The organism is Pedobacter sp. KBW01 (genome assembly GCF_003852395.1).
GTDB lineage: Bacteria > Bacteroidota > Bacteroidia > Sphingobacteriales > Sphingobacteriaceae > Pedobacter.
On record NZ_QAJQ01000009.1, the window covers coordinates 140,214 to 164,459 of the forward strand.

15 protein-coding genes and 4 tRNA genes are annotated in these 24,246 nt (G+C 40.5%); 10 read left to right on the forward strand and 9 right to left on the reverse strand.

The window, feature by feature from the left end; all coding sequences use genetic code 11:
- Positions 1 to 106: 106 nt before the first annotated feature.
- Together DBR40_RS10420 and DBR40_RS10425 are read right to left on the reverse strand one after the other, a co-directional pair.
- The gene (locus tag DBR40_RS10420; RefSeq protein ID WP_124559687.1) at positions 107 to 874 is read right to left on the reverse strand and encodes a LytR/AlgR family response regulator transcription factor; all 768 of its coding nucleotides are present in this window, start codon (positions 872 to 874) and stop codon (positions 107 to 109) included.
- Positions 874 to 1,668, reverse strand: coding sequence for a sensor histidine kinase (locus tag DBR40_RS10425; RefSeq protein WP_158674024.1), 795 nt, complete (start codon positions 1,666 to 1,668; stop codon positions 874 to 876). The genes DBR40_RS10420 and DBR40_RS10425 overlap by 1 nt, the downstream gene beginning before the upstream one ends.
- 1,073 nt (positions 1,669 to 2,741) lie before the next feature.
- Here DBR40_RS10425 and DBR40_RS10430 point away from each other — a divergent pair.
- From DBR40_RS10430 to DBR40_RS10450, 5 genes are all read left to right on the forward strand, one after another.
- Entirely contained in the window at positions 2,742 to 5,894 is a 3,153-nt protein-coding gene (locus DBR40_RS10430; protein WP_124559689.1) for a SusC/RagA family TonB-linked outer membrane protein, read from the forward strand.
- Positions 5,895 to 5,912: 18 nt separating this feature from the next.
- Complete coding sequence (locus DBR40_RS10435; RefSeq protein ID WP_124559690.1) at positions 5,913 to 7,787, forward strand: RagB/SusD family nutrient uptake outer membrane protein; 1,875 nt, start codon at positions 5,913 to 5,915, stop codon at positions 7,785 to 7,787.
- Positions 7,788 to 7,891: 104 nt separating this feature from the next.
- Positions 7,892 to 9,262, forward strand: coding sequence for a sulfatase (locus DBR40_RS10440; protein ID WP_124559691.1), 1,371 nt, complete (start codon positions 7,892 to 7,894; stop codon positions 9,260 to 9,262).
- A gap of 25 nt (positions 9,263 to 9,287) precedes the next feature.
- On the forward strand, positions 9,288 to 11,969 hold the full coding sequence (locus tag DBR40_RS10445) for a DUF4962 domain-containing protein (protein ID WP_124559692.1): 2,682 nt from the start codon (positions 9,288 to 9,290) through the stop codon (positions 11,967 to 11,969).
- 83 nt (positions 11,970 to 12,052) lie between these two features.
- A complete protein-coding gene (locus DBR40_RS10450) occupies positions 12,053 to 16,105 on the forward strand; it encodes a hybrid sensor histidine kinase/response regulator transcription factor (RefSeq protein ID WP_124559693.1) in 4,053 nt (1,350 codons plus the stop codon).
- Between the two features lie 197 nt (positions 16,106 to 16,302).
- On the opposite strand, the gene DBR40_RS10455 is transcribed toward DBR40_RS10450, so the two are convergent.
- Together DBR40_RS10455 and DBR40_RS10460 are read right to left on the reverse strand one after the other, a co-directional pair.
- Positions 16,303 to 16,386: transfer RNA gene (locus tag DBR40_RS10455), tRNA-Leu, on the reverse strand.
- A gap of 68 nt (positions 16,387 to 16,454) precedes the next feature.
- Positions 16,455 to 16,530: transfer RNA gene (locus DBR40_RS10460), tRNA-Gly, on the reverse strand.
- 390 nt (positions 16,531 to 16,920) lie between these two features.
- Between DBR40_RS10460 and DBR40_RS10465 the strand changes: the two genes are divergently transcribed.
- Both DBR40_RS10465 and DBR40_RS10470 read left to right on the forward strand, forming a co-directional pair.
- On the forward strand, positions 16,921 to 17,373 hold the full coding sequence (locus tag DBR40_RS10465; protein WP_124559694.1) for a GNAT family N-acetyltransferase: 453 nt from the start codon (positions 16,921 to 16,923) through the stop codon (positions 17,371 to 17,373).
- 216 nt (positions 17,374 to 17,589) lie between these two features.
- A complete protein-coding gene (locus tag DBR40_RS10470; protein WP_233603850.1) occupies positions 17,590 to 18,018 on the forward strand; it encodes a VOC family protein in 429 nt (142 codons plus the stop codon).
- A gap of 387 nt (positions 18,019 to 18,405) precedes the next feature.
- Here the strand turns inward: DBR40_RS10470 and DBR40_RS10475 are convergent.
- The 3 genes from DBR40_RS10475 to DBR40_RS10485 all read right to left on the reverse strand — a co-directional run bounded on the left by DBR40_RS10475 (position 18,406) and on the right by DBR40_RS10485 (position 19,222).
- A tRNA-Leu gene (locus tag DBR40_RS10475) sits at positions 18,406 to 18,489 on the reverse strand.
- 74 nt (positions 18,490 to 18,563) lie between these two features.
- Positions 18,564 to 18,639, reverse strand: a tRNA-Gly gene (locus tag DBR40_RS10480).
- Positions 18,640 to 18,733: 94 nt separating this feature from the next.
- Positions 18,734 to 19,222: a regulatory protein RecX gene (locus DBR40_RS10485; protein ID WP_124559696.1), complete on the reverse strand. Its 489-nt coding sequence runs from the start codon at positions 19,220 to 19,222 to the stop codon at positions 18,734 to 18,736.
- 61 nt (positions 19,223 to 19,283) lie between these two features.
- Here DBR40_RS10485 and DBR40_RS10490 point away from each other — a divergent pair, with 61 nt between their 5' ends.
- The 3 genes from DBR40_RS10490 to arsC all read left to right on the forward strand — a co-directional run bounded on the left by DBR40_RS10490 (position 19,284) and on the right by arsC (position 23,051).
- A complete protein-coding gene (locus DBR40_RS10490; protein WP_124559697.1) occupies positions 19,284 to 21,743 on the forward strand; it encodes a bifunctional UDP-N-acetylmuramoyl-tripeptide:D-alanyl-D-alanine ligase/alanine racemase in 2,460 nt (819 codons plus the stop codon).
- 360 nt (positions 21,744 to 22,103) lie between these two features.
- Positions 22,104 to 22,694 carry a DUF502 domain-containing protein gene (locus DBR40_RS10495; protein ID WP_124559698.1) on the forward strand — a complete coding sequence of 197 codons (591 nt, stop codon included), beginning with the start codon at positions 22,104 to 22,106 and terminating at the stop codon, positions 22,692 to 22,694.
- 12 nt (positions 22,695 to 22,706) lie between these two features.
- Entirely contained in the window at positions 22,707 to 23,051 is a 345-nt protein-coding gene (gene arsC, locus DBR40_RS10500; RefSeq protein ID WP_124559699.1) for an arsenate reductase (glutaredoxin), read from the forward strand.
- Between the two features lie 64 nt (positions 23,052 to 23,115).
- On the opposite strand, the gene DBR40_RS10505 is transcribed toward arsC, so the two are convergent.
- Entirely contained in the window at positions 23,116 to 23,610 is a 495-nt protein-coding gene (locus tag DBR40_RS10505) for a hypothetical protein (protein ID WP_124559700.1), read from the reverse strand.
- A 22-nt stretch (positions 23,611 to 23,632) separates the two neighbouring features.
- Positions 23,633 to 24,139: a hypothetical protein gene (locus DBR40_RS10510; RefSeq protein WP_124559701.1), complete on the reverse strand. Its 507-nt coding sequence runs from the start codon at positions 24,137 to 24,139 to the stop codon at positions 23,633 to 23,635.
- Positions 24,140 to 24,246: the final 107 nt, after the last annotated feature.

The window sequence follows — 24,246 nt, forward strand, 5'->3', positions numbered from 1 at the left end:
GCATCGTACATTTGTAATGCACAATAAATGCGATTCAATATCCCAGTCAAAAACACTATACACACCGGTTTTATTTCCACTGCTTAAAATGATAATCCGCTCTGGATTATAAATCAAGTGCCAGTCTAATTTGGTTAATGTAAGTAGTGCCGGAAATGATTTTTGTATCGTTGCTATCATTCATTAAAATAATTAGCCGGTTATTGAAATACCGGTTAATTTCGAGTATTTTTTCTGTATTGATAATATAAGAACGTTGTACCCTTAAAAAGTTGGAGGGAAGTTTATCTTCTAGTTCAGATAGTGTAAGTTCTGTTAAAAATTTCTCTCCATTATCTGTATAAATCATAACATAGCCCTGTTCGGCCAGTAAGTATGATATTTTACTTAAGCGTACCAGAATAATTTTATCTTTTATTTTAATCGGTATTGCTGTAATCATTTTTTTAGGTTGCAAATGATCAAAAAACTGCTTCAAACTATTAAAATCAATAACCTGCGGTGTAGCATTTACAAAGTGCCTGAGCTTTACAATACATTTGTCAAATCTGGCATCTTCAATGGGTTTTAAAAGATAATCAACGGCATGCTCCTCAAAGGCTTTTATAGCATATTGCTCATAAGCGGTTGTAAAAACTACCATAGGTTTATGATTAAGCTTAAGGAGCATAGTAAATGCCTCCATGTCAGGCATCTGAATATCTAAGAATATGAGGTCAGGTTTTAAACTATTGATCAGTTTAATTGCCGATTTACCATTTTCTGCTTCGCCAATAACCTCAATCAGATCCAAATGCTTACTAATCAATTCTTTCATCATTAGCCTGGCCGGGTATTCATCATCTACAATGATGGTTTTGAATCTTTTACTCATTATATTTTTTTGTGTTCACCGATAGTAATATTTACCTGTTTGGGATGATTTTCAAAAGCAATCTCATATTGCCCTGAAGTTAAAAGATCGAGTTTATCGTACAATGATTTTATGCCATAGCCCGGGCTAAAATCCTGATCGAATGGTTTACCGTTATCGGCAACCTGTAGTACGATATTTTTTTCATCCTTTTTCATTACGATATTTATTTCTAAATTATCTGTCTGGCCACCATGTTTTACCGCATTTTCGACCAATGGCTGCAAAATATGTCGGGGAATCAGCTCGTCTTCCAGTTCATTGGGTATATTATAACTGTAATTCAAACGCTCATCAAACCTTATTTTTTCAATCTCTAAGTAAGTTAATACCATTTCCATTTCTTCGCTTACACTTACATAGTTACTCTCTTCTTTGTTAACATTATACCTAAAAAATTTGGAAAGTGCAATAGCCATGCTTCTCGTCTTTAAACCGTCGGATGTGGCTAAGCCGGCAATAGAATTTAAAGCGTTGTACAAAAAATGAGGGTTTATTTTTGATGATAGAGCATCTAACTGCGATTGCGAAAGCTGCTGTTGCAAGCGGACAATCTGTAATTCCTTTTCACGGAATTTAAGCCTGTTGTTATAAATGTAATAATTATAAAAAGCGAAAGCCAGCGCACAACCAGTTGGTCCGGGAATCCAGATGGATAGCGATACAAGTATATTATTGAAGCCCAAAATAAATACTTGAGTGATTACCATAGTTCCCATACTGAGGATAAAGGCAAAAGCGCCTTCAATAATCATAATTTTTACAATATCCTTCACTGATCGTTTCCAATAGCTACTTGCCCAGAGATAAAGAACGAATAGTAATGCAAGTACTATTGGAGCTAATATTATAAACCTTATATCACCAATTTTAATGTGAAAATTTGCTGAATCATCAAATCTTATACGCCTGATAAAACTTGCGAGATTCTGTGCAGATTGCACTGTAATGATTATGACCAACACAGCAAGCCAAGCAGTTAGAACAGAATTAAGCCACCTATTCATATTTACCCGTAACATATACTTTCTAAGAAAATAAAAGCAGAATAGAAAGGCCAGTGTGTATAGCCCGCAACGGAGGGTACTTTCACTAAATAGATTACTTAATGTTCTTAGAAACGGGTTATTGTCCATGAGATTTTGATGTTTAAATATTGTTCAAATAGACATACTTTAATTATCTGATCAAATAGAAATTTCTTAAACCTGAAAATTTTGTCACTGAACTTAGATAAGTTGATCATGAGCAACGAAAATATCTGGATAGTTCTCGTTTGTAACGAGGATTATTGAACCCTGAGTTTGTAATGCACATTAAAGGCGGTTCAATATCCCGGTCAAAAATTCCAATATTTATTATTTTGTAGTATTTATACGTCCACTTATTTTAATAAAAAGTGCTTCGCTATTTTCTGTTTTTAATATAAAAAGGGCTTAATATGTGCATTTTTGCGGGTATTAGTCAAATTTGATAGTATTTTAAACAAATTCGAAACCCGGTTTTTATATCGATTGCTAAATTCGTTTCCGTCGATTTAACCAGATAGGTAAAAACTTAAACCAGGCAGGTTTCTAATAACTACCTGAAAGGAAAAAATGAGTAAACACAATTGTAAGTGTTTAACAAAGGTTTAAGCGATAACCAACAAATTAAAATAACTAACCAAACAATGGCAGGAGATCATGAAAAAACTGAAAATATCGCCTTAATTTTCTTAGCAGATAAGATGCGGCGATGGCAATTTTTTAAATACAAAGGAATTACCAAAACTATAATCTAAACTAACTTACGCTTGCACTTTATTTCCAACTAACCAAAACCAAAAATGAAAAGGATTATAATATTAATAGGCTTACTCTGCTTTTTTAAGGGATTACATGCACAAAATGTAATTACCGTAAAAGGAGTGGTAAGAGATGGATCCAACCAGCCAATTCCCGGGGCTACCATAACCGAAAAAGGGACTAAAAACATTACGGTTTCTTCTAATTTCGGAACTTATCAAATTAATGTGAAAACCGATGCTGTATTGGTTTTTAGTTATTTAGGTACGAAAACAGTAGAACAGAAAATAAACGGCCGTACTACAATTGATGTAAAATTACAGGACGATGCCAACAACCTGAATGATGTAGTGGTAATTGGTTATGGGCAAACCGTACAACGTAAAGATTTAACAGGAGCCATTGCATCTTTAAAAGGGAGCGAAATTGCAAAGACACCGGTAGCTAATGTTGCCCAGGCCTTACAAGGCCGTATGGCAGGCGTACAGGTAACCATGCCAAGTGGCGATCCGGGTTCAACACCGCAGATTAAAATACGTGGAGGTTCGTCAATTACACAGAGCAACGAACCGCTGTATGTGGTAGATGGTGTGCCTCAAACCGATGGTTTGGCGTTTTTAGATCCAACCGATATTGAGTCGGTTGATGTGATGAAAGATGCTGCATCAACAGCTGTTTACGGCGCCAGGGGAGCTAATGGTGTAATTCTAATTACCACAAAACAATCGAAAGGAGGAAAAACCACCATCAGTTACGATGGTTATGTAGGAGTGCAAAAAGCGCCTAAGTTTTTACCTGTATTGAGTCCGTATGAATATATGCTGTATACCTACGAAAACTCTACACGAGATGCAACCAGGGCACAAAAGTTTTTAACCAGTTTTGGTACTTTCGAATCGCTCGCCACCACTTATGGCAATAGAGAAGGGATTAACTGGCAGGATGAAATATTTGGTGGAACAGCCTCAAGCCAGTATCATAAAATTGGTATAAACGGCGGGAGTGGCGATACCAAGTATAATTTATTTTATTCGCGGAATATTAACGATGGTTTGATGCTTAAAAGTGGTGCCAACCGCGATATCGCTAAGCTAGCGGTAACCAATAATCCGAGTAAAAAAATAAAGCTGAACGGGATTGTTAATTATTCTAATCAGAAAATATATGGTTCAGGTGGTACACAGGAAGGTGGCAATGCACGCCTGAGCATGTTACAAACTTTACTGCAATACCGTCCGGTAAATTTACCAAATGTTTCGGATGTAGGCCTGATTGACGATGTTTTAGATCCATTGGATGATGCAGGAAACCCTGCTTTTCAAAGCCCTATTGTAACCATAAATACCCGTTTGCGAGATCAACGTATCCGTTCGTTAAATGCTAACGCTACAGCCAGGTATGCCATTAGCAATAAATTTACCTATAACGGATTGGTAGGTTTTACCAATACCTCTAGGGTTGATAAAACTTTTAACGATTCGGAATCGATTACCGCAATCCGGAATAAAGGAGCTTCGGGAGGCATAATTACTACGTTTAATAACCGGTTTAACTATAATAATACCCTTACTTATAGCGATGTTTATGGTAAAGACCATAAGTTCGATATTACTATAGGTCAGGAGTATATTTATAACTATTCGGAAAGCGTAAATGCAAATGCTACTAATTTTCCGAATGTAAATAGCGGCTGGAATAATCTGGGTTTGGGTACCGTTGCAGGTTTCCCTTCTTCTTTTGCCGAAGAAGATAAGCTGTTGTCGTTCTTTACACGCGCCAATTACAGCTACAAGGGCAGGTATATTTTTGCCGGAACATTAAGGGCTGATGGTTCTTCTAAGTTTGGAGAGGAAAACAGATGGGGTTATTTCCCTTCAGGGTCTTTTGCCTGGAAAGTAACCGAAGAAAACTTCATGAAATCGTTAAACTTTTTATCTGATTTGAAATTAAGGGCCAGTTATGGTACCTCTGGTAATAACAGGATTGCCAATTATGCCGCATTGGGTATTTTTACTTCAGGCCAATACGCTTCGAATACCAGTATTTTACCAACTGTGTTTCAAAATAGTTTAGCTAACCCTTTTCTTAAATGGGAAGCCGTTAAAGCAACCAACATTGGTTTGGATATCGGTTTATTGAAACAACGCATTGCCTTAACGGTTGATTGGTTTGATAACCGTTCTAAAGACCTGTTGTACAACACCCGGATTCCGGCAAGTGCTGGTTTTACCCGTCAGTTTCAAAATATTGGCTCTACATCAAGCAAGGGGATCGAGTTTACTTTAAATACGGTAAACATTAAAAAAAGTGACTTTAACTGGAGTACCAATTTCAATATTACATTCAATAAAACTAAAGTATTGAAATTGAGTGATGGCGAAAATTCATTAATGACCAGCAGTTACAACAATAGCTATCAGGATTACATTTTACAGGTTGGCCAGCCGGTAGGTACCATGTTTGGTTATCAGCAGGATGGGCTTTACCAGGTTAGCGATTTTAATTATGATGCCACTGCCAAAACCTATAGCTTAAAGCAAGGCGTTGTACAAGATGCCATTGCCGTACAGCCGGGCTATATTAAATTTAAAGACCTTAACGGCGACGGCAAAATTACCGATGCCGACCGTACCATTATTGGTAGTGCCAATCCTAAATTTTCGGGCGGTATTAACAATACCTTTGCTTACAAGGGTTTTGATTTGAGCATATTCCTGAACTTTACACAAGGCAATAAAATTTTTAACGCCAATGTTAAAAATAACTTAGCCATTGCCAGCGACTTTAGTAATAACCTGGCTTTCCAGGCTGATAGATGGAGAACCATTAATGCAGCAGGGCAGGTGGTTACCGATCCGGCCGAACTAACGGCACTTAATCAGAGTAGAAACTCGGTAGCATCTATATTGGGCAATACCAGCGGCCGCATGTACGACAATGTAATTGAAGATGGTTCTTTTTTGAGAATCAGCAATGTAAATCTGGGTTATACTTTCCCGAAAAGATGGCTTGAAAAGGTTAAAATAGCCAACGCCAGGATATATGTTACCGCTTATAACCTTCACGTATTTACCAATTACTCGGGCTACGATCCGGAGGTTAGTGTTATCGATAATGCGATTACACCGGGTGTAGATTTTAGTGCCTACCCAAGACCGCGATCATTTGTAGCGGGAATTAATCTCTCTCTATAACCAAAACTGTATTCCGTTATGAAAATTTTAACATCAAAAATAAAAACATGTGCCTTAGCAACAGCGTTATTGGCCGTGTCGTTTACCTCGTGTAAAAAAGCTACAGAGGCCACTCCATACTCTTATTTTACTACAGCCAATTTTTTTAGTACTGTAGATGAGGCCCAACTCGCTACTACCGGGGTTTACGAAATTATGAAATACCCGTCTACTTATGCCTGGTATGTACCGCTTATATATGATAATGATTCAGACATCCAGTTTATTAGTGATGGTGTTACGCCCGACTGGAGAATTATTCCGCACTATTTAGGAATTCCTGAAACCCCGTTCTTGTACGAAACCTGGAGTGCCTATTACAATGGTATAGACAGGGCAAACATGGTAATAGACCGTATTCCGAAAATGAATTTGTACAATAATGGCAGCAGCGAACAAAAAACAGCGCTGAACAGGATGCTGGGCGAAGCTAAATTTTTACGTGGTTTCTACTATGCTGAATTGGTGAGGTTATGGGGCGATGTGCCTTTTAAACTTAAAAATTCGGAAACTGGCGATGATTTAAAACTGCCATTAACCGATCGTTATCAAATTTATACGCAGATTATTAAAGACATGCAGGAAGGAGCCGATTTGCTGCCTGCTGCACTGCCAACCGATGAACGTATAAATAAATATGGTGCCAAAGCCATGCTGGCCAGGGTTGCCTTAGCTGCCGGAGGCTTTTCGTTAAGGGCAGATGGAACCATGCAACGACCTGCAGACTATAAAGATTATTACAAACTGGCGCAAACACAAATTAACGATGTAGTGGGTTCGGGCTTGTACGCCCTTAACCCCGATTATTCGATGGTTTTTAAAAATCAAAGCATACAAAAGTTTGAGCCAAAAGAAAGTCTTTTCGAAGCAGGTGTTTATACCCCCACACTGGCCACAACCAATCAATCCAGTTATGGAACATTTAATGCACCACAAACCGCCAGCAATGCCACTTCTCCTTATGGTAATACGCAAAACCGTTGCTTTGTAACCAAAACTTTTTACGATACTTTTAAAGATGGCGATTTAAGAAGGGATTTTTCGATTGCGAAATACAGTATTGATGCCAGCGGTAACCGGCTTAGCCTGCTTACCAACAACCGGATTTGGGCACCAGCCAAATGGAGCAGGGAATACCAGAACAACTCTAATTTAGAAAGGGTAAATACGAACATTAATACTGTATTAATGCGTTATTCGGATGTACTGCTAATGCGGGCAGAGGTTGAAAATGAATTAAACGGAGGCCCTAATACTTTGGCTTACGATGCCATTAACACTGTACGCCGCCGTGCTTACGGACAGGCGCTTGGTGGTAGCAGGGTTACCGTTGCGCTTACCAATGGTGGTACCGGTTATACTACTATTCCGGTAATTAAATTTACAGGCGGGGGCGGTACCGATGCATCTGCGGTGGCTACCATTAGTGCTGGCAAAATAACCGCCATTACTATGCTGAATAATGGTTTTGCTTATACTACTGCACCCTCAATTACCATTACCAATACCGGAACCAGCACAGGTAGTGGCGCAGTAGCTACTGTTACTTTAATGACAGGTGCTACCGGTGTTGATTTGCCCCCTGCTTTAAGTCAAACTGCTTTCTTTCAGGCTATACAAGATGAACGTGCCTGGGAGTTGTGTTTTGAAGGCACCAGGAAAGCCGATTTAATCAGATGGAACTTGTTAGGCGATAAGATTAAGGCAACCCAGGCTGCGTTAAAAATTATCAATACAGCTTATCCATATAATGCAGCCAATAATTTTGTTTCGGGCAAGCACGAATTATATCCTATTCCACAAAATGAAAGAGATGTAAACAGTGGCATTACCAGGAATAATCCTAAATATTAAAATTTAGTTAATCAAAGTGAAGCAGCTATCTCTAAAGTGAAAGATTGATATCGCCCGTGATGTTATGAGATAGTTCGCTTCATTAGGTTAGGTATATTCATACTATGAAATTCATCCTCGTTTACCTAAGCTTTTTTATTTGCCTGCATACGGTTTCTGCGCAACAGCAATCGCGGCCCAATATCCTCATTATCATGACCGACCAGCAAACGGCCGAAGCCATGAGTATTGCCGGTAACAAGGACCTGAATACCCCGGCTATGGATAAGCTGGCCAAAAATGGTGTGCGGTTTACCAAAGCTTATTGTGCACAGCCTTTATGTACACCATCGCGTACGGCCATTTTTAGTGGTAAAATGCCTTTCGAAACCGGCTTTGTTGGTAATGCACCCGAAAAAGACGGGCAATGGTCTGATAGCTTGCTCATGATGGGTAAAATATTTCAACAAGGAGGTTATCAAACAGGTTACGTAGGCAAATGGCATTTACCGGTACCCACAAAAAAAGTAAGTCAGCATGGCTTTACCTATATCGAAAACACCAGTTTTTTAGACTATAATGATGGTGCAACACCTTCATTTTGCGCACGTTTTATAAAAGAAAACAAAGCAAAACCATTCTTGCTGGTGGCCTCGTTCCTTAACCCGCACGATATTTGCGAGTGGGCGCGCGATGAAGATTTGAAAATGGATGTACTGGAAAATGCACCACCGCCCGATCAATGCCCCGCACTGCCGGCCAACTGGCAAATTCCGGCCAGCGAGCCTCAAATTGTACGCGATCAGCAAAAAACAGTTGGTTTACGTACCTATCCATCGGTAAATTATACACCCGAAAAATGGCGGCAATACCGCTGGGCCTATAATCGTTTGGTAGAAAAAGTAGACCAGTATATCGAACAGGTACTTTACTCGCTCGAAAAATATGGCGTAGAAAAAAATACCATCATTATTTTTACTGCCGACCATGGCGATGGTTATGCGGGCCACAGCTGGAACCAAAAACAGATTTTGTACGAAGAGGCGGCTAAGGTGCCTTTCATTGTCGCCAAAATGGATGGCTCGTTGAAACCGAGAACCGATGAGATGTTGGTTTGCAACGGAACAGATATTATTCCTACCATTTGCGGCTTAACCGGTGTACAAAAACCAGCTTATTTAAAAGGTGTTGATATTAGCAAACGGTTAACCAATCCGGGGCAAAACCTGCGCGATACACTTGTTATCGAAACCGATTTTGCAGATAATGAGCAACTACTTGGCATTAATGGCCGGGCGGTAATTACTAAAGATTTCAAATACATTGTTTACAATAAAGGAGAGATTAAGGAGCAGTTATTTAATTTAACCAATGATCCGGGCGAGATCAAAAACCTGGCCGTAGATAAAACTTATAGAAAGCAGCTCATCGCCATGCGCAACTACCTGAAACGCTGGTGCAAAAACAATGGAGATAAATTTACGGTAGCGCTATAATTTTTATTTTTCAAGAATCACAACCATGAAATATTTTTTGATGTTAACATTTTGTGTGCTCACCTTAGGTGTGTATGCACAATACCCTGCTGTAATAACCCTTAATGCCGATAGGCTCCATGCCCGTGTGCGCGAATGGCCTTATCCTGCAAACGGCATTACCGTGCCCACCAATGCGCCCGCACTAATGTGGCCTGCAAGCAATGGCAAAACCAATGTTTTGCCGATGGAAAGCGGCAGCGAGGTACCCGAAGATGTGAATATTGGCAATGTGCGCTACCAGGTAGTGCTGGCCATGGATAAAGCATTTACAAAAAACACCATAAAGAGTGGTGTACAAGCCTGGGCAGTGTATCCACTCCATCAGGCTTTGCAGCCGGGCAAATGGTTTTGGAAATATGGTTACGCATTAAAAGGTACCAGCCAATGGAGCTGGAGCCCTGTATACGATTTTGTGGTCGATGCCAAATATGCAGGCGATAAAGTTTCGCCACAGGTAAGTGAAGTGCTGAAACGCAACGAAGGTGCTCATCCACACCTCTGGAATCTACATCAGATAAAAAACGACTTTTACCAAAACAACCTGAATAATACAGAAGCCAGGAGTTTTATCTCGTTCGCAGAAAAACTCATGAAAGCGCCGCTACCCGAAGAAAAACCAATCCGCGATATAGATACTACCGGGAAAAAGGGTAAAGAACTGGAAGGCTTGATTGATAGGATGTACCATGGCTTTGGCGATATGGTGGGTAACCCTGTGCGTAATCTTTGTATAGCTTACTATTTAACCCACGATAAGCGTTTTATAGATGATGCAAAACGAAGGGCTGTTAATTTGGTTAAAATGGATCCGGAAAAGAACCTGGCCACCAGCAGCGATTTTAATAACGGCGCAGTACTTGAGGCATTGGGCTGGTTTTACGATTTAGGCTACAACGATATCAATGCAGAAGAAAAAGCACTTTTTAGAAAGGTGATGACACAAAGGGCAAGGAAAATTTACGATCACCTGCCAAACCGTTTCGAATTGCATGTAAGCGATAACCATGTGTGGCAAATTACCCTACGCCAGCTGGCCATAGCCACTGTAGCTTTAATGGGCGATGAACCTGCAGCCAAAGAATGGCTTACTTACATATACGAGGTTTGGAGCGCAAGGTTTCCTGTTTTGGGTACTACCGATGGTGGCTGGCACGAAGGTAACGGCTATTTTGTAGTAAACTTCCGCTCTACCATTTACCTGTCGCAGTTGTTTAGCGATTTTTCTGGTGTCGATTATTTTAAGCTGCCATGGATGCAGAACCTGCCCTGGTATTTGTTGTATAGTTACCCACCTGCCGGTACCTCAACCGCTTATGGCGATCAGTGGGAAAACTTACGCGGTGGAATAAATGCGGGTTATGCCTTGTTTGCCGATGCGCTAACCTATAAAATAAACAATCCTTATCTCAACTGGTACGTACAACAAATAAAGGCAGATCATCCCGACTTTTTTAAAGGCACCGACGATTATCTGTTTTTCCGCTTGCTTAATTATAATCCCAAACGTAATCTAAAAGCTGAATCGCCCGAAAAGCTGCCCCGCACTAAAACCTTTGCCGATATTGGATTGGCTGCCATGACCGACAACCTGGCTAAAGCAGGCGAAAATATTTGCAGTTATCTCATCAGTAATCCTTTTGGCTCATCGGGCCATGGGCACGCCGGGCAAAATGCCTTTACCATTAATTACAAAGGTAAAACCCTTTTTGGCGCCAGTGGGTATTACAGTAATTTTAGCGATAGGCACAATTTATTGGATTACCGCAACACCCGTGCGTTTTGCACCATACTGGCCGATAGCCTGAGTCAGAAAATAGGCGAAGAAGGATATGGCTGGATACCCCGCTCTATGAGTGGTTTAAAAATACAATATGCCCTGGGCGATGCCAGTAATGCTTATGGCAATATCGAAAGTACTTTCTGGCTAAACCGTTTCGATCAGATTAAAACCAGGGCCGATTTGGCAAATGGCTTTGGCGATCCCGGCGTTACACTTTACCGCAGGCACATGCTGCAATTAGAAGGCGGTTATATTGTGCTGTACGATGAACTCGAAGCTAAAAAGCCGGTAAAATGGACTACCCAGTTTCATACCCCTTTTTACCGGATTGCAGGTAATAAAACCGATAAAAGTAACCGGCAGGATTTTGAAGTAAAAACGGATTTGGGGAAAGTAACTGCGGCTGTTTTTGCTGCAGCTCCCTTACAAATGACCGTTACAGATCAGTTTGCCGAACCTGCTGTAAACTGGATGAAGTTAACCGATGGAGATAAATTGCGGGAATACACCAACCAATGGCATGCAGCAATTACCTCGGCCCCAGCTCAAAAGTTCAGGTATTTAACCGTTATTCAAATAAAGGATGGTAAAACTGAAGTAATCAGGAACCTATCTGCCACCAACGGATTGTATGATTTGCAGGTGGGAAGCTGGAATATTAAAGCCCAGTTAGATGGCAGCAAAGAAGCGGCCTTGCAAATTGTTAACGAACAGGCTAAATCTATGTTTAGCTATGGCAATTTGCCTGTGCAGTTTTTGGGTAAAACCTATCAGCACGATCGCAAAAAAAGCTCCATGTTGTTAGAAAACAACGGAACAAAGCTGAACAAAACAGAAGTAACCGATAGCCTGCCCGATGTGGCGCGATTTGATTATAAAAAATAGAAAGGTTAAAATGTGTAATTTTAATCTTTAACAACCATTTAACGGTTTTGAGAAGCAGGTGTTGGGATATAAACCAGAAAAAAATGAAAATATTAAATAAACGTTTGGTTACGCTTTTTTGTAGTTTACTGTTGCTGGTTCAACTGGTAAACGCGCAGGAGGGTAACAAATATTTTAGGAATATTTCTGTAGAAAAAGGTTTATCGCAAAGTACTGTTTTTTCCATCAAACAAGATAGCCTGGGTTTTATCTGGATGGCCACGCAAGATGGCTTAAACCGCTACGATAGTAAAGGTTTTAAAGTTTACCGCCCGGTTGATGGGGATAAGAACGGACTGCAATCGCACTATATCCGATGCCTGTTTGTCGATCATAAAGGGGTAATGTGGATTGGCGGCAACCAGGGTGTTAGCCGTTATAACTATGCTTCCGATGATTTTGTAAATTATAAACTTCCGGGCAGCCTGGGCGAGTGGTATATCTCATCAATAACAGAAGATGCCGCACACAGTATCTGGGCAACCACCATAACAGGCAGTGTGTTTAGGCTTAGCACCGGTGCGTCGCAGTTTAAGCAGGTTAATTTTGATGCCGTAGAGCATGGCATAAAAAAAATCACCTACATCAGTGCCTGGAACAAAAATATGTTAATAGGTACCGATGTTGGCCTTTTTGAATTTAACGGACAAGGCCGTCGCCTTAAAAAGCTAAATTTAGGTATAGATAAGCCTGCTATAAACGATGTAAATATAGATGGCAGTAATTTATGGGCAGCTACAGAAGGGAACGGACTCATTAAATACGAAACCCCAAATGGTAAGCTTACCTTTTTTAACCACCAGTCGGCCAAAAATAGCATTGTCGATAACAACGTAAGGTGCGTAGGGAAAGATGATGCAGGTAACTTCTGGCTGGGTACTTTTAAAGGCTTATCCATTCTGAACCCCAATACTAATACTTTAGAAAATTATTTTCATCAAATTTCCCAGCCATACACCATCAGTCAGAATTCGGTGCGTTGTTTTTTTAAAGACCGGCAAAATGGCATTTGGTTAGGTACTTTTTATGGTGGGGTTAGCTATTATCATATAAACGATATCAAATTTAACCTGTTAAGTCAAAATACAGGTCGGTTATCTTTAAATGATGAGGTAATTAGTGTAATTAAGGAAGATGCGAGCGGTAATTTTTGGATCGGAACCAATGATAAGGGGCTAAATTACTGGAACAGGGCAGCCAATACCATCAGCTATTTTACCAGCAATGAAAACAATGCCAATAGCTTAAGTTCGAACAACATTAAAGCCATTGCTTTTGATGATAACCAAAATCTGCTGATAGGCATGCACAATGGTGGTTTTAACATCTTAAACCCTGCAACGAGTAACGTAAAAAGGTATCGCCATAACGAGCACGATCCGAATAGTATAGCCGGCGATCTGGTATATGGTATTTTGAAAGATTATAAAAGCCGAATCTGGATCGGAACACGCTCGGGCCTGGATCAGTTTAATCCCCAAAGTCAGACTTTTACGCACATTCATTTAGACAGGGCGGGCAAACGGCCGGCATCTGATGATATTACTTATCTTTTTGAAGACAGTAAACACCGGATCTGGATTGGTACTACCAATGGTATTACACTTTTCTATCCCGATAACATGCTGTTTGATAATGAGCTGGCCAGGCTGTTGCACGAAGAAGTAATTAGTTGCATTACAGAAGATAAGCAGGGTAGGGTGTGGATTGGCTCGCGCGAAGGACTAATTTTGTACCAGGAGGCCCAGCAAACATTTGTAACCTATAAAGACCGCAAAGATTTTGTAAAAGGCACCATTTATGGTTTGCAGCCCGATAACGAAGGCAATTTGTGGATTTCTACCAATAGGGGGCTCATTCGCTACAATCCAGATACCAAAACAGCACAGGCTTTTGATGAAAGCGACGGCTTACAGAACAATCAGTTTAACGATTATGCTTTTTGCAAAGCCAGCGATGGTATGCTGTTGTTTGGTGGCATTAAAGGGCTTTCTTATTTCTATCCATCGGGCATTAAGCAGCAGCAGTTACCCTTAAAACTAACTTTTACGGGCTTAGCTGTTTTTAATAAGAACGTAACCAGTGGCGATGATACCAAAATACTCGAAAACCATATCGATCAGAGTACCAGACTTAAATTTGCAGCCGAGTATAAACAATTTACCATCCATTTCAATACCTTCAATTACATTTCGGCCAACAGGACCAGATACCTGTATAAATTAGATGGTTTGGATAAAGACTGGCAAAGTACCGAAGACTTAAAAATAACCTATAACAACCTGAGGGCAGGCAGCTATAATTTTTTAATTAAAGCAGTAGGCCCTAACGGCGAAAACAGTGCCGTTCGATCGTTAAAAATTATAATTTCTCCGCCATGGTACAATGCTACCTGGTTTTATTTGCTCTTGTTAGCTATTGCAGCTACGGGTAGTTATATTGCGTACCGCATTATTTCTGAAAGGATTAAGGCTTTACAGCAGCTTAAACTGGAGCGGGTTGATAAAGAACGGGTTCGTTACATCAATCAGGTGAAAATGGATTTCTTTACCAATGTTTCTCACGAATTAAGAACCCCGCTTACCCTGATTCTGGCACCTTTAGAGGAGCTGATTAAAAAACCTTCTGACGATAAGCTGGTAACAAAACGGCATGAAATGATGCTGATCAATGCTAAACGCTTGTATAACCTGGTTGATCAGTTATTCGAATTTAGAAAAACAGAAACAGGTACGCGGAAACTCAAAGTGGGCAAAAGCGATATTGTGAGCTTTATACATGAGATTTACGAGTCGTTTAAGCCACTCTCAGAAAAAAATCAGATACAATATACTTACCACTCAACTGAGGCTAAATTATCTTTCTATTTCGATAATGATGCCATGGAGAAAATATTGTTCAATCTCTTATCCAACGCATTTAAATATACGCGGGCGCATAACAAAATCAATGTCGAATTGGCTACGCAAAACAACTTTGCCATTATTACCGTAACCGATACGGGTGTGGGTATTGCCGCCAATGAGATTGCAAAGGTTTTCGATCGTTTTTATCAGGTTAACAATCAGGAGATGAATTTAGGCTCGGGTGTTGGCCTGGCTTTTACCAAACGCCTGGTAGAGCTTCACCACGGGACTATTAAAGCCGAAAGTGAGCTTGGTAATGGAAGTTGCTTTACCATTGCCATTCCAATGGATGATACCGTTTATAATGATGATGTAAGGACCGAAACTACCCGTTACGAACTATCGATTGTAACAGATGAAGAAGCCCTTGCCGAAAATAACAAGATTTACGCCGAGCAAACGCTAACAACCGGCCCAGTAGAAAACGAAGGGCAAAGAAGCAGGTTGCTCTTAGTTGATGATAACAAGGAGATTTTAGACTACCTGCAGGATTATTTTAAAGAAAGTTATGAAATTACCACTGCTTTTGATGGTAAGATGGCGCTCGATATTTTAGAGAAAGAACAATTCGATTTGGTAGTGAGTGATGTGATGATGCCTGAATTGGATGGATTGCACTTTTGTAAAAGATTGAAGCAGAATATTAATACTTCGCATATTCCGGTTGTGCTGCTCACCGCCAAAACAGAAGTTAGCCAGCAAATTAAAGGCCTGGAGATGGGTGCCGACGATTACATTACCAAGCCTTTTTCTATAGATATGCTGGGCGCTAAAATAGCCAGTCTGTTAAAATCGCGCAAACGTTTAAAAGAATATTACAGCGGAAGCAGAGAGGTTGTGCCGCAAAATTTAGCCTTTAACGCGCTCGACGAAGAATTTTTAAAAGAAGCAATTGAGATCGTAGAAAAATACCTGGCCGATTCTGACTTTTCTGTAGATAAATTTAGCCGGGAGATAGGCATGAGCCGTTCAAACCTTTATTTGAAGTTTAAGGCTATAACAGGCGAGTCGGCAACCGATTTTATTAAAAGGATCAGGTTTAATAAAGCAGTCGAACTGATGCAAAGCAAACGATACACCATTGCACAAATTACCTATATGTGCGGTTTTAATTCGCCATCTTATTTCTCTACTGCATTTAAGCAGTATTATGGCTGTATGCCTAGCGAATATTTTGAAAAGAAAAGTTAAGCAGAAATAGGCGGTAGAAACGTTAAATTATTCTTTTTTCTACTGGCTGGTGTCCGCACCTGCCAACTTCAGGTTACCTGTTTCGGTCGGTAAGACACCAACCGGTAGATTGCGGATATTTGAAGCCTGTTTAACGAAATAGCCGCAAAACAGAAAAGCCTCGATTTTCATCAAGGCTTTTTGTTCGATTTTTGTTGTACTCGGGGCGGGAATCGAACCCGCACGCCTTTGAAAGCACAGGATTTTAAGTCCTGCGTGTCTACCAGTTCCACCACCCGAGCATTAGCCGCTACCGATCTCCATCGGCTTGGTTAACTTTAAAATAAATGCCTTCGGTTAGGAAGGCATTTGGAGCGAAAGACGAGATTCGAACTCGCGACCCCGACCTTGGCAAGGTCGTGCTCTACCAACTGAGCTACTTTCGCAATTGAATACTGATGTGTTGTATTCCGTTGGGGTTGCAAATATAGAAATATAAATATCACTTTCAAAAATAATTTTATTTTTTTTGTGCTGATTGGTAAACTGAGGGGCTTTTTGCCCTAAATTAACAAGGGTGAGCCCTTATGTTTTTCTCTAATTTTTGATCTAAAATTTAAAGATTATCAGCGAGTTAAAAGCTGGCTTAACGAACGCAAATGTATGGGCTTATCAAGCTTGAAAAAAAAATGAAATTATTTTTTTAGCCTGGTAAAAAGAACCGAAAATTTGTTCCGCTGTTTAGCGCATTTGCAACAATTGGTAGTTTTTTGAGTAATATTGGTGCCTTTGAATGATCAATATCTGTTAAAAAAACTAAAATAAATTAACCAGCCATGAAATACCATACCGTTGTTAAAGCCTTTTACGATTTAAGCCCGGATGAACTTTATCAGATTATGCGGCTTCGGATTGAGGTTTTTGTAATCGAACAACAGTGCTTTTATCAGGATGCCGATAACAAAGACCAGCATTGCCACCACTTAATGCTTTTGAAAGATAACGAACTGGTAGCCTATGCGAGGATTGTTCCGGCAGGGCTTTCATTTGAAGAAGCCTCTATTGGAAGGGTAATTACCAGTGCGCAGGTGAGGGGTACCGGAGCAGGAAAAATATTAATGGAAGTAGCAATTCAAACCTGCAGGCAGCTTTTCGGTAATGTTCCGATCCGTATTGGTGCCCAAACTTATGCCAAAGCATTTTATGCGTCGCTGGGTTTTGAAGCATCGGGTAGTGAGTTTATGGAAGATGGGATACCACATATCGAAATGGTGACTAAACCGCTATAAAGGCTTTTGTTTGGTGGTTTGATTGCCTTTATCACCAAATACCTTATTAACAGAAAGATTCTCTAACCATGTAGAATATTTATGGACTACAATAAAGTATATCCCTTTATATAATTAGTATTTTTATTCATGCTTATCTGTTGCTGCCCAGGCAGTAAACCTGAGGATGGAGTTTAATAAATAGCTAAGATTATGGTAAAAAATAAATTACTACGAATGGACAATGTGGGCATTGTTGTAGAATCACTGGATAATGCCATCTCATTTTTTTCTGAATTAGGCCTTAAGCTCGAAGGGCGGGGTATGGTAGAAGGAGAGTGGGCAGGGAATGTTACCGGGCTGGGGTCTCAAAGTGTTGAGATTGCAATGATGGTTACTCCTGATGGTCACAGTAGGCTTGAAATTTCGCGGTTTCTTAGTCCGCCTACTATTGCCGATCACCGAACTGCTCCTGTAAATGCGCTCGGTTACTTACGCGTTATGTTTACTGTTGAAGATATTGATGAGGTAGTTTCCAGACTCATTAAGCACGGTGCTGAGCTGGTTGGCGAGATCGTGCAGTACGAAAATTCTTATCGCCTTTGCTACATCCGGGGAACTGAAGGAATACTCATAGGTCTGGCCGAACAGCTGGGTAATAAATAAGCTGTTACCTACTGGCTGGTGTCTGCACCTGCCAGCTTCAGGTTGTCTGTTTTGGTCGGTGAGACACCAACCGATAGGGCACGGATATTTGAATGTTGTTCAGGCATGGAGAAAGTTTGTTCTATGTACCTACTGGCTGGTGTCTGCAGCTGCCAGCTTTAGGTTGCCTGTTTCGGTCGGTGAGACACCAACCGATAGGGTACGGATATTTGAATGTTGTTTAGGCCCGGCGAAAATCTGTTCGATGCATCTACTGGCTGGTGTCCACACCTGCCAGCTTCAGGTTATCTACTTCGGTCGGTGAGACACCGACCAATAGATCGAAAATGGCTATAAAACACAAAAGCCTTGATTTTCATCAAGGCTTTTAGTTCGATTCTTTTGTTGTACTCGGGGCGGGAATCGAACCCGCACGCCTTTGAAAGCACAGGATTTTAAGTCCTGCGTGTCTACCAGTTCCACCACCCGAGCATTAGCCGCTGCCGATATCCATCGGCTTGGTTAACTTTAAAATTAAATGCCTTCTGGTAGGAAGGCATTTTTTTTGGAGCGAAAGACGAGATTCGAACTCGCGACCCCGACCTTGGCAAGGTCGTGCTCTACCAACTGAGCTACTTTCGCATTTACAAAACTGATGTTGTTGTTTCGTTTTGGTGATGCAAATATAGGCAGATTTATATATCTGTCAAGAGATTTTTTATTAAAAATTTAATATTTAGTTTAAATTGCTGGCTTTCAGTACTAGTAAAATTAAATCAGTTTCAAATCCTTTTGCCTGAAGGTAGCTCATCAGCTTCATTTTTCTTTTAAAGGGATCATTTTCGCTCAAACTTTCTGCTTTTTTTACCGCTAGTTTTTCTAAAGTAAGCAGGTAATCGTCTTCATCCAAACTATAAATTGCTTTTTGCAGCATCTTATCCGGAACGCCTTTCAGCTTTAAACCCTGTTTAATTTTTACCCGGCCCCAATGTTTAATGTTAAATTTACCCGAAGCATAATTGAGAGCAAACCTTTCTTCATTTAAAAAATTATTTAAAATAAGCTCGGTAATTATTTCTTCCAGCTCGTCGCCCCGCATGCCCAGGTCTAACAATTTGCTACGCACTTCCTTTTGTGAGCGTTCCTGGTAGGCGCAAAAACTTTCGGCCTTGGCCAATGCCTGCTTTTTATCTAATATTATGGTGTCTTGTTTACCGCTTTTCATAATTAATTACTGAAATTCGTAAAAATATAAACGATTACCCTATTTTCTGAATAAAAATAGCATGCAAAACCCGATATACACCATTGCCAGAATAGCCGAAATTTTAAATGCAGATGCCAAATTGATTGACAAAGAGGTGCTTATCCAGTATTTGGTAATCGATAGCCGCTCCGTGCTCGTTCCGGAAAATTCTATATTTTTTGCCCTCGCCGCGCATCGCGATGGCCATGAGTTTATAAAAGATGCTTATGCTAAAGAGATCCGTAATTTCGTAATTACTGACGAAAAGTATATTTCACAATATCCAGATTGCAATTTTTTAAAGGTTAACGATGCACTGGCAGCCTTGCAACAACTGGCAATTGAACACCGCAGGCAATTTAACCTTAAAACCATTGGTATTACCGGCAGTAACGGCAAAACCATTGTGAAAGAATGGCTGTACCAGCTCCTGGCCGCCGATTTTAATATTGTTAAAAGCCCTAAAAGTTATAATTCGCAAATTGGTGTACCGCTTTCGGTATGGCAAATTGAGGAGAGTCATACTTTAGGCATTTTTGAAGCAGGTATTTCTGCCGTAAATGAAATGGAAAGTCTGGCAAAGATTATTCAGCCCCAAATTGGGATTTTAACCAATATTGGCGAAGCACATGCCGAAGGTTTTAGTTCGAAAAAGGAAAAGCTGACTGAAAAACTCAGGCTTTTTAAAGATAGTGAGCTTTTTATCTATTCGCCCGAGTATGTAAGCGAAGTGAGTTTTAAAGAGTTGCCCGGGAAAAAACAATTTAGCTGGAGCAGTAAACAAGCTGCCGATTTACAGATAATTGCGGTAGAACCTATTAAAGGTAACTGTTACTTAAGGGCCATTTACCAGGATAGGGAAATAGAATGCATGCTGCCTTTTAAAGATAAGGCTTCGATTGAGAACGGCATGATTTGCTGGGCTACTTTGCTTGCTTTGGGCTACACGCCCGAACAGGCCGATTTGCGTTTAGAGAAACTGAGCCATGTGAGCATGCGCCTCGAACTGAAGAATGGCATTAACCAGTGTTCCATTATCGACGATTCGTACAGTGCCGATATTTCTTCGCTTGCCATTGCCCTCGATTTTCTGAACCAACAGAACCAACATGCGCGGAAAACTGTTATTCTTTCCGAATTATTCGAAACCGGAAGAGATGACCTCGATTTATATACCGAAATAGCCGAATTGCTATTGCAGAAAAAGGTAAATCGCTTAATCGGGATCGGAACACACATTGCACGTTTTGCCGATCTTTTTAAGTTCGAAACCCAGTTTTTTGACTATACCAATGCCTTTGTTGAAGCTTTTCCAGGCTTGCAGTTTAGTCACGAAACCATTTTGGTAAAAGGAGCGAGGCGCTTCGAATTTGGCCGGATTAGTAAACTCCTCACGCAGAAAATACACGATACGGTTTTAGAGATCGATTTGAACGCCATGGTGGGTAACCTCCAGTTTTACCGCTCTAAAATTAAACCTGGCGTTAAAATGATGGCCATGGTAAAAGCCTTTTCGTATGGTAGCGGTAGTTTTGAGATTGCCAACTTACTGCAATTTCATAAAGTAGATTACCTGGCGGTAGCTTACGCTGATGAGGGTATAGCCCTGCGCAAAGCAGGAATTACTTTGCCGATTATGGTAATGAGTCCCGAAGAATCTGCTTTCGAAGCCATTATTAAACATCGGCTAGAGCCCGAAATTTACAGCATCGAAATTCTGAACAGTTTTATAAATGTGCTTTCTGATTACGATTTCGATTATCCCATTCACATTAAGATTGATAGCGGGATGCACCGTTTAGGTTTCGATCAAGCAGAAATTACCACCTTAACCGGCTTGTTAAAAGATAATGCTAAAGTAAAAGTACAAAGCATTTTCTCACATCTCGTGGCCAGTGGAGAGGCCGAGCATGATGGTTTTACCCAACAGCAAATAGCGCGGTTTAAAGAAATGGCCAAACAATTAACCGATGTTTTAATTTACAAACCTCTATTGCATATCGCCAATACCTCGGGCATTTCGCGCTGGCCCGAAGGCCAAATGGATATGGTACGCCTGGGCATTGGTTTGTATGGCTTCGATTCTGCATTGCCCAATAATCGTGGCCTGCAAACCGTTATGGTGCTTAAAACTACGGTTAGTCAGGTAAAAACACTCGAACCCGGCGAAACAGTAGGTTATAGCCGGAAAGGAATTATGCCTGAGGGTGGAAAGATTGCAACCGTAAAAATTGGCTATGCCGATGGTTATAGCAGGGCTTTTGGTAATGGGGTAGGTAAAATGCTCATTAATGGTAATCTGGTGCCCACAATAGGTTCTATTTGCATGGATATGACCATGCTCGATATTACAGGGATTGATGTTAAAGCCGGCGATGAAGCCATCGTATTTAATAAAGAGCACACCATTATGCAGTTAGCCAGCGAGGTAAATACCATTCCCTACGAGATTTTAACCAACATTTCGCAAAGGGTTAAGCGTGTTTATTTTTACGAATAGTTTATTGGTTCACTTGTTCATTGGTGCCAGGCAAAATGCCACATAGGGTACCTTTTAGCCCTTCCTGTATCGTCATTTCGAGCGAAGTGCAACGTAGTCGAGAAATCTGTATCTATAGATTTCTCTCAGTCTGTACTGGGAGGTATTCTGCCAAATGTATCGTCCACGTTTGTAACGTGGACGGGAGAGACAAGCGATTGTATCGCTTTATATGGCCCTTTTTGTCCATCTGTTTCGGTCGGTGAGACACCAACCGATAGGGTGGGACTATGGGTTTCACTAATGAACCAATGCCTAATGAACCAATGAACAAACAGGGATAGCGCGTGGGGTTTCACTATTTTTACCTAAATTTGCCGCATGAACAAAGTAGGGAAAGCCATTTTAAACTATCTGATTAAAGGTTTATTAATAGTTGTGCCTATTGCTGTAAGTATTTTTATTGTAGTTTGGGCGGTTACAACTGTTGATAGCTGGTTAAACGTAAAGAATATACTTGGTGTAAATCCGCTAACAGGCGAAAGTAGAAACATACCTGGTCTGGGTTTGTTAACCGTTGTTACCATTATTTTGCTGGCGGGTATTTTTGTAACCAATTTGGTTACTGAACCCATGTACAATTGGTTTCAGCGGATGATGCACCGCCTGCCTTTGCTTAATTTCATTTACTCTTCGATAAAAGATTTAACCGAAGCTTTTGTGGGCGACGAAAAGAAATTTAACCATCCCGTATTGGTAGAGGTAGAAGGAGGTTTAAAGAAGATTGGTTTTTTAACCCAGAACGATTTGCATAAATTGGATTTGCCCGATGAGGTAGCGGTTTATTTTCCGCTTTCCTATTCATTTGCCGGGCAGTTGTGTATTGTACAACGCAATAAGGTTACCGATTTAAAAATGACTGCTGCCGATGCCATGAAGCTGGTAGTAAGCGGTGGTGTAAGCGGATTATAAACAGCATTCATAATGATTACCATTTATCACAATAACAGGTGCACCAAAAGCCGTTGCGCTTTACAGGAACTCGAAAAAAGTGGAAAAGCCTTTGAAGTAGTGTACTACCTGGATACCCCACCAAACAAGGCCGAACTTACAGCAATTGTAGCCAAACTCGGTATTAAACCACTGAAACTGATTAGGAAAGGAGAGGCCGTTTTTGTTGAAAACTACAAAGGCAAAACACTAACGGACGAGGAGTGGATTGAAGCCATGGTTAAGCACCCTATTTTAATTGAACGACCAATCGTTATTTCTGGCGACCAGGCCGTTATTGCCCGCCCAACCGAGAAAATACAGGAAATTTTAGGGTAGCTTACGAAGTTTAAAGGGGAGCGAACGGAGAAAGACTTTTTAAGTCTTAGCTTGGCCGTTGAACCTAAAAAATATTTCTACAGCTGATCAGGATGATTATCAAAATGATCATGCCAAACAGTAGTCTCGAATAATACTCACGGATAAAAAGCCCGGTAAGTACCAGCATATCATCGTTTACATTGCTGTGGATGTTTCCGTTTCCGGCCGATGCACTGAACAGGATCTGTTTATCTTTGAGGTTGTTGAGCGACCAGCGGCTTAACCAGCTATTCTGGTAACGCCAGTCTAATGTTTCGCCTGAGGCAAAAACAACCCTGGCCTTAAACCCAAGCCAATCATAGGTAATGGTAGCCAAAGTCTCGTTCTGGTTATTTAGAATCCTGGTTTCAGGCTTTGAAAAACCCTCGCTCTTTAGGAGGTAAATTCCGCTTTGCGTAGTGGCAATGGCAGAGTTTTGCCAAGAACTAAAATTCATCGAAAATTTCAGCTGCTGCTCATAAAATACCTGATAGTTGCTATCAAATAAACCTTTTCTCCAATATAATACCTGTTCCATCGCCAAAAAGATTAATTAATGCCTAACCGTGGTGACGGGTAAGGGATGCGGTAATAACTGGAACCAAACAAGCCACCATTACCGCTGTTTTCTTATTGTAAATCTGTTTAATAAACAAACCCGAAACAATTAATAAACTGTTGTCTGCTTCGGTAGAAATAGCACCAGTATTGCTCGAAGCCTGGTAATAAATGTGCGTGTCTTTGTTGTTCGAAACCGTCCATTCTGAGCGCCATGAACTGGTTGCTTTCCACTCATATTGCTCACCCGATTTTAAACTGATAATGGCTTTCGATTTCCAGCCGTCGTAAGTGATGATGGCTACCACTTCATTCGTTTTACGGTCGGTTACCGTTGTAGTTCTTTGCCAGAAACCTTTATTTTCAAAAGCATAGTCTTTATCCTCGAATAAGGTATAGGCATTGCTTTTCCACATTTCAAATGTTAAAGCACCCTTCTGAATCCCGTCAACAAACAGTTGTAAGTTGCCGTTCAACCAGTCCCTTTTCCAATTAATAAACTTTGCCATATGTATGCTGTTTTATTTTAGATGGCAAGAGACTTAAGTTGTTACAATTTATTTGGGCATAAAAAAAGTGCTCATCTTGTGAACACCTCTTTATTAATATTCAATAA

What these genes read in the sequence shown, in the direction of transcription:
- DBR40_RS10420 (WP_124559687.1), bottom strand. Translation starts at nt 874, where the DNA reads ATGAGTAAAAGATTCAAAACCATCATTGTAGATGATGAATACCCGGCC.
- DBR40_RS10425 (WP_158674024.1), bottom strand. Translation starts at nt 1,668, where the DNA reads ATGATTATTGAAGGCGCTTTTGCCTTTATCCTCAGTATGGGAACTATG.
- DBR40_RS10430 (WP_124559689.1), top strand. Translation starts at nt 2,742, where the DNA reads ATGAAAAGGATTATAATATTAATAGGCTTACTCTGCTTTTTTAAGGGA.
- DBR40_RS10435 (WP_124559690.1), top strand. Translation starts at nt 5,913, where the DNA reads ATGAAAATTTTAACATCAAAAATAAAAACATGTGCCTTAGCAACAGCG.
- DBR40_RS10440 (WP_124559691.1), top strand. Translation starts at nt 7,892, where the DNA reads ATGAAATTCATCCTCGTTTACCTAAGCTTTTTTATTTGCCTGCATACG.
- DBR40_RS10445 (WP_124559692.1), top strand. Translation starts at nt 9,288, where the DNA reads ATGAAATATTTTTTGATGTTAACATTTTGTGTGCTCACCTTAGGTGTG.
- DBR40_RS10450 (WP_124559693.1), top strand. Translation starts at nt 12,053, where the DNA reads ATGAAAATATTAAATAAACGTTTGGTTACGCTTTTTTGTAGTTTACTG.
- DBR40_RS10465 (WP_124559694.1), top strand. Translation starts at nt 16,921, where the DNA reads ATGAAATACCATACCGTTGTTAAAGCCTTTTACGATTTAAGCCCGGAT.
- DBR40_RS10470 (WP_233603850.1), top strand. Translation starts at nt 17,590, where the DNA reads ATGGACAATGTGGGCATTGTTGTAGAATCACTGGATAATGCCATCTCA.
- DBR40_RS10485 (WP_124559696.1), bottom strand. Translation starts at nt 19,222, where the DNA reads ATGAAAAGCGGTAAACAAGACACCATAATATTAGATAAAAAGCAGGCA.
- DBR40_RS10490 (WP_124559697.1), top strand. Translation starts at nt 19,284, where the DNA reads ATGCAAAACCCGATATACACCATTGCCAGAATAGCCGAAATTTTAAAT.
- DBR40_RS10495 (WP_124559698.1), top strand. Translation starts at nt 22,104, where the DNA reads ATGAACAAAGTAGGGAAAGCCATTTTAAACTATCTGATTAAAGGTTTA.
- arsC (WP_124559699.1), top strand. Translation starts at nt 22,707, where the DNA reads ATGATTACCATTTATCACAATAACAGGTGCACCAAAAGCCGTTGCGCT.
- DBR40_RS10505 (WP_124559700.1), bottom strand. Translation starts at nt 23,610, where the DNA reads ATGGAACAGGTATTATATTGGAGAAAAGGTTTATTTGATAGCAACTAT.
- DBR40_RS10510 (WP_124559701.1), bottom strand. Translation starts at nt 24,139, where the DNA reads ATGGCAAAGTTTATTAATTGGAAAAGGGACTGGTTGAACGGCAACTTA.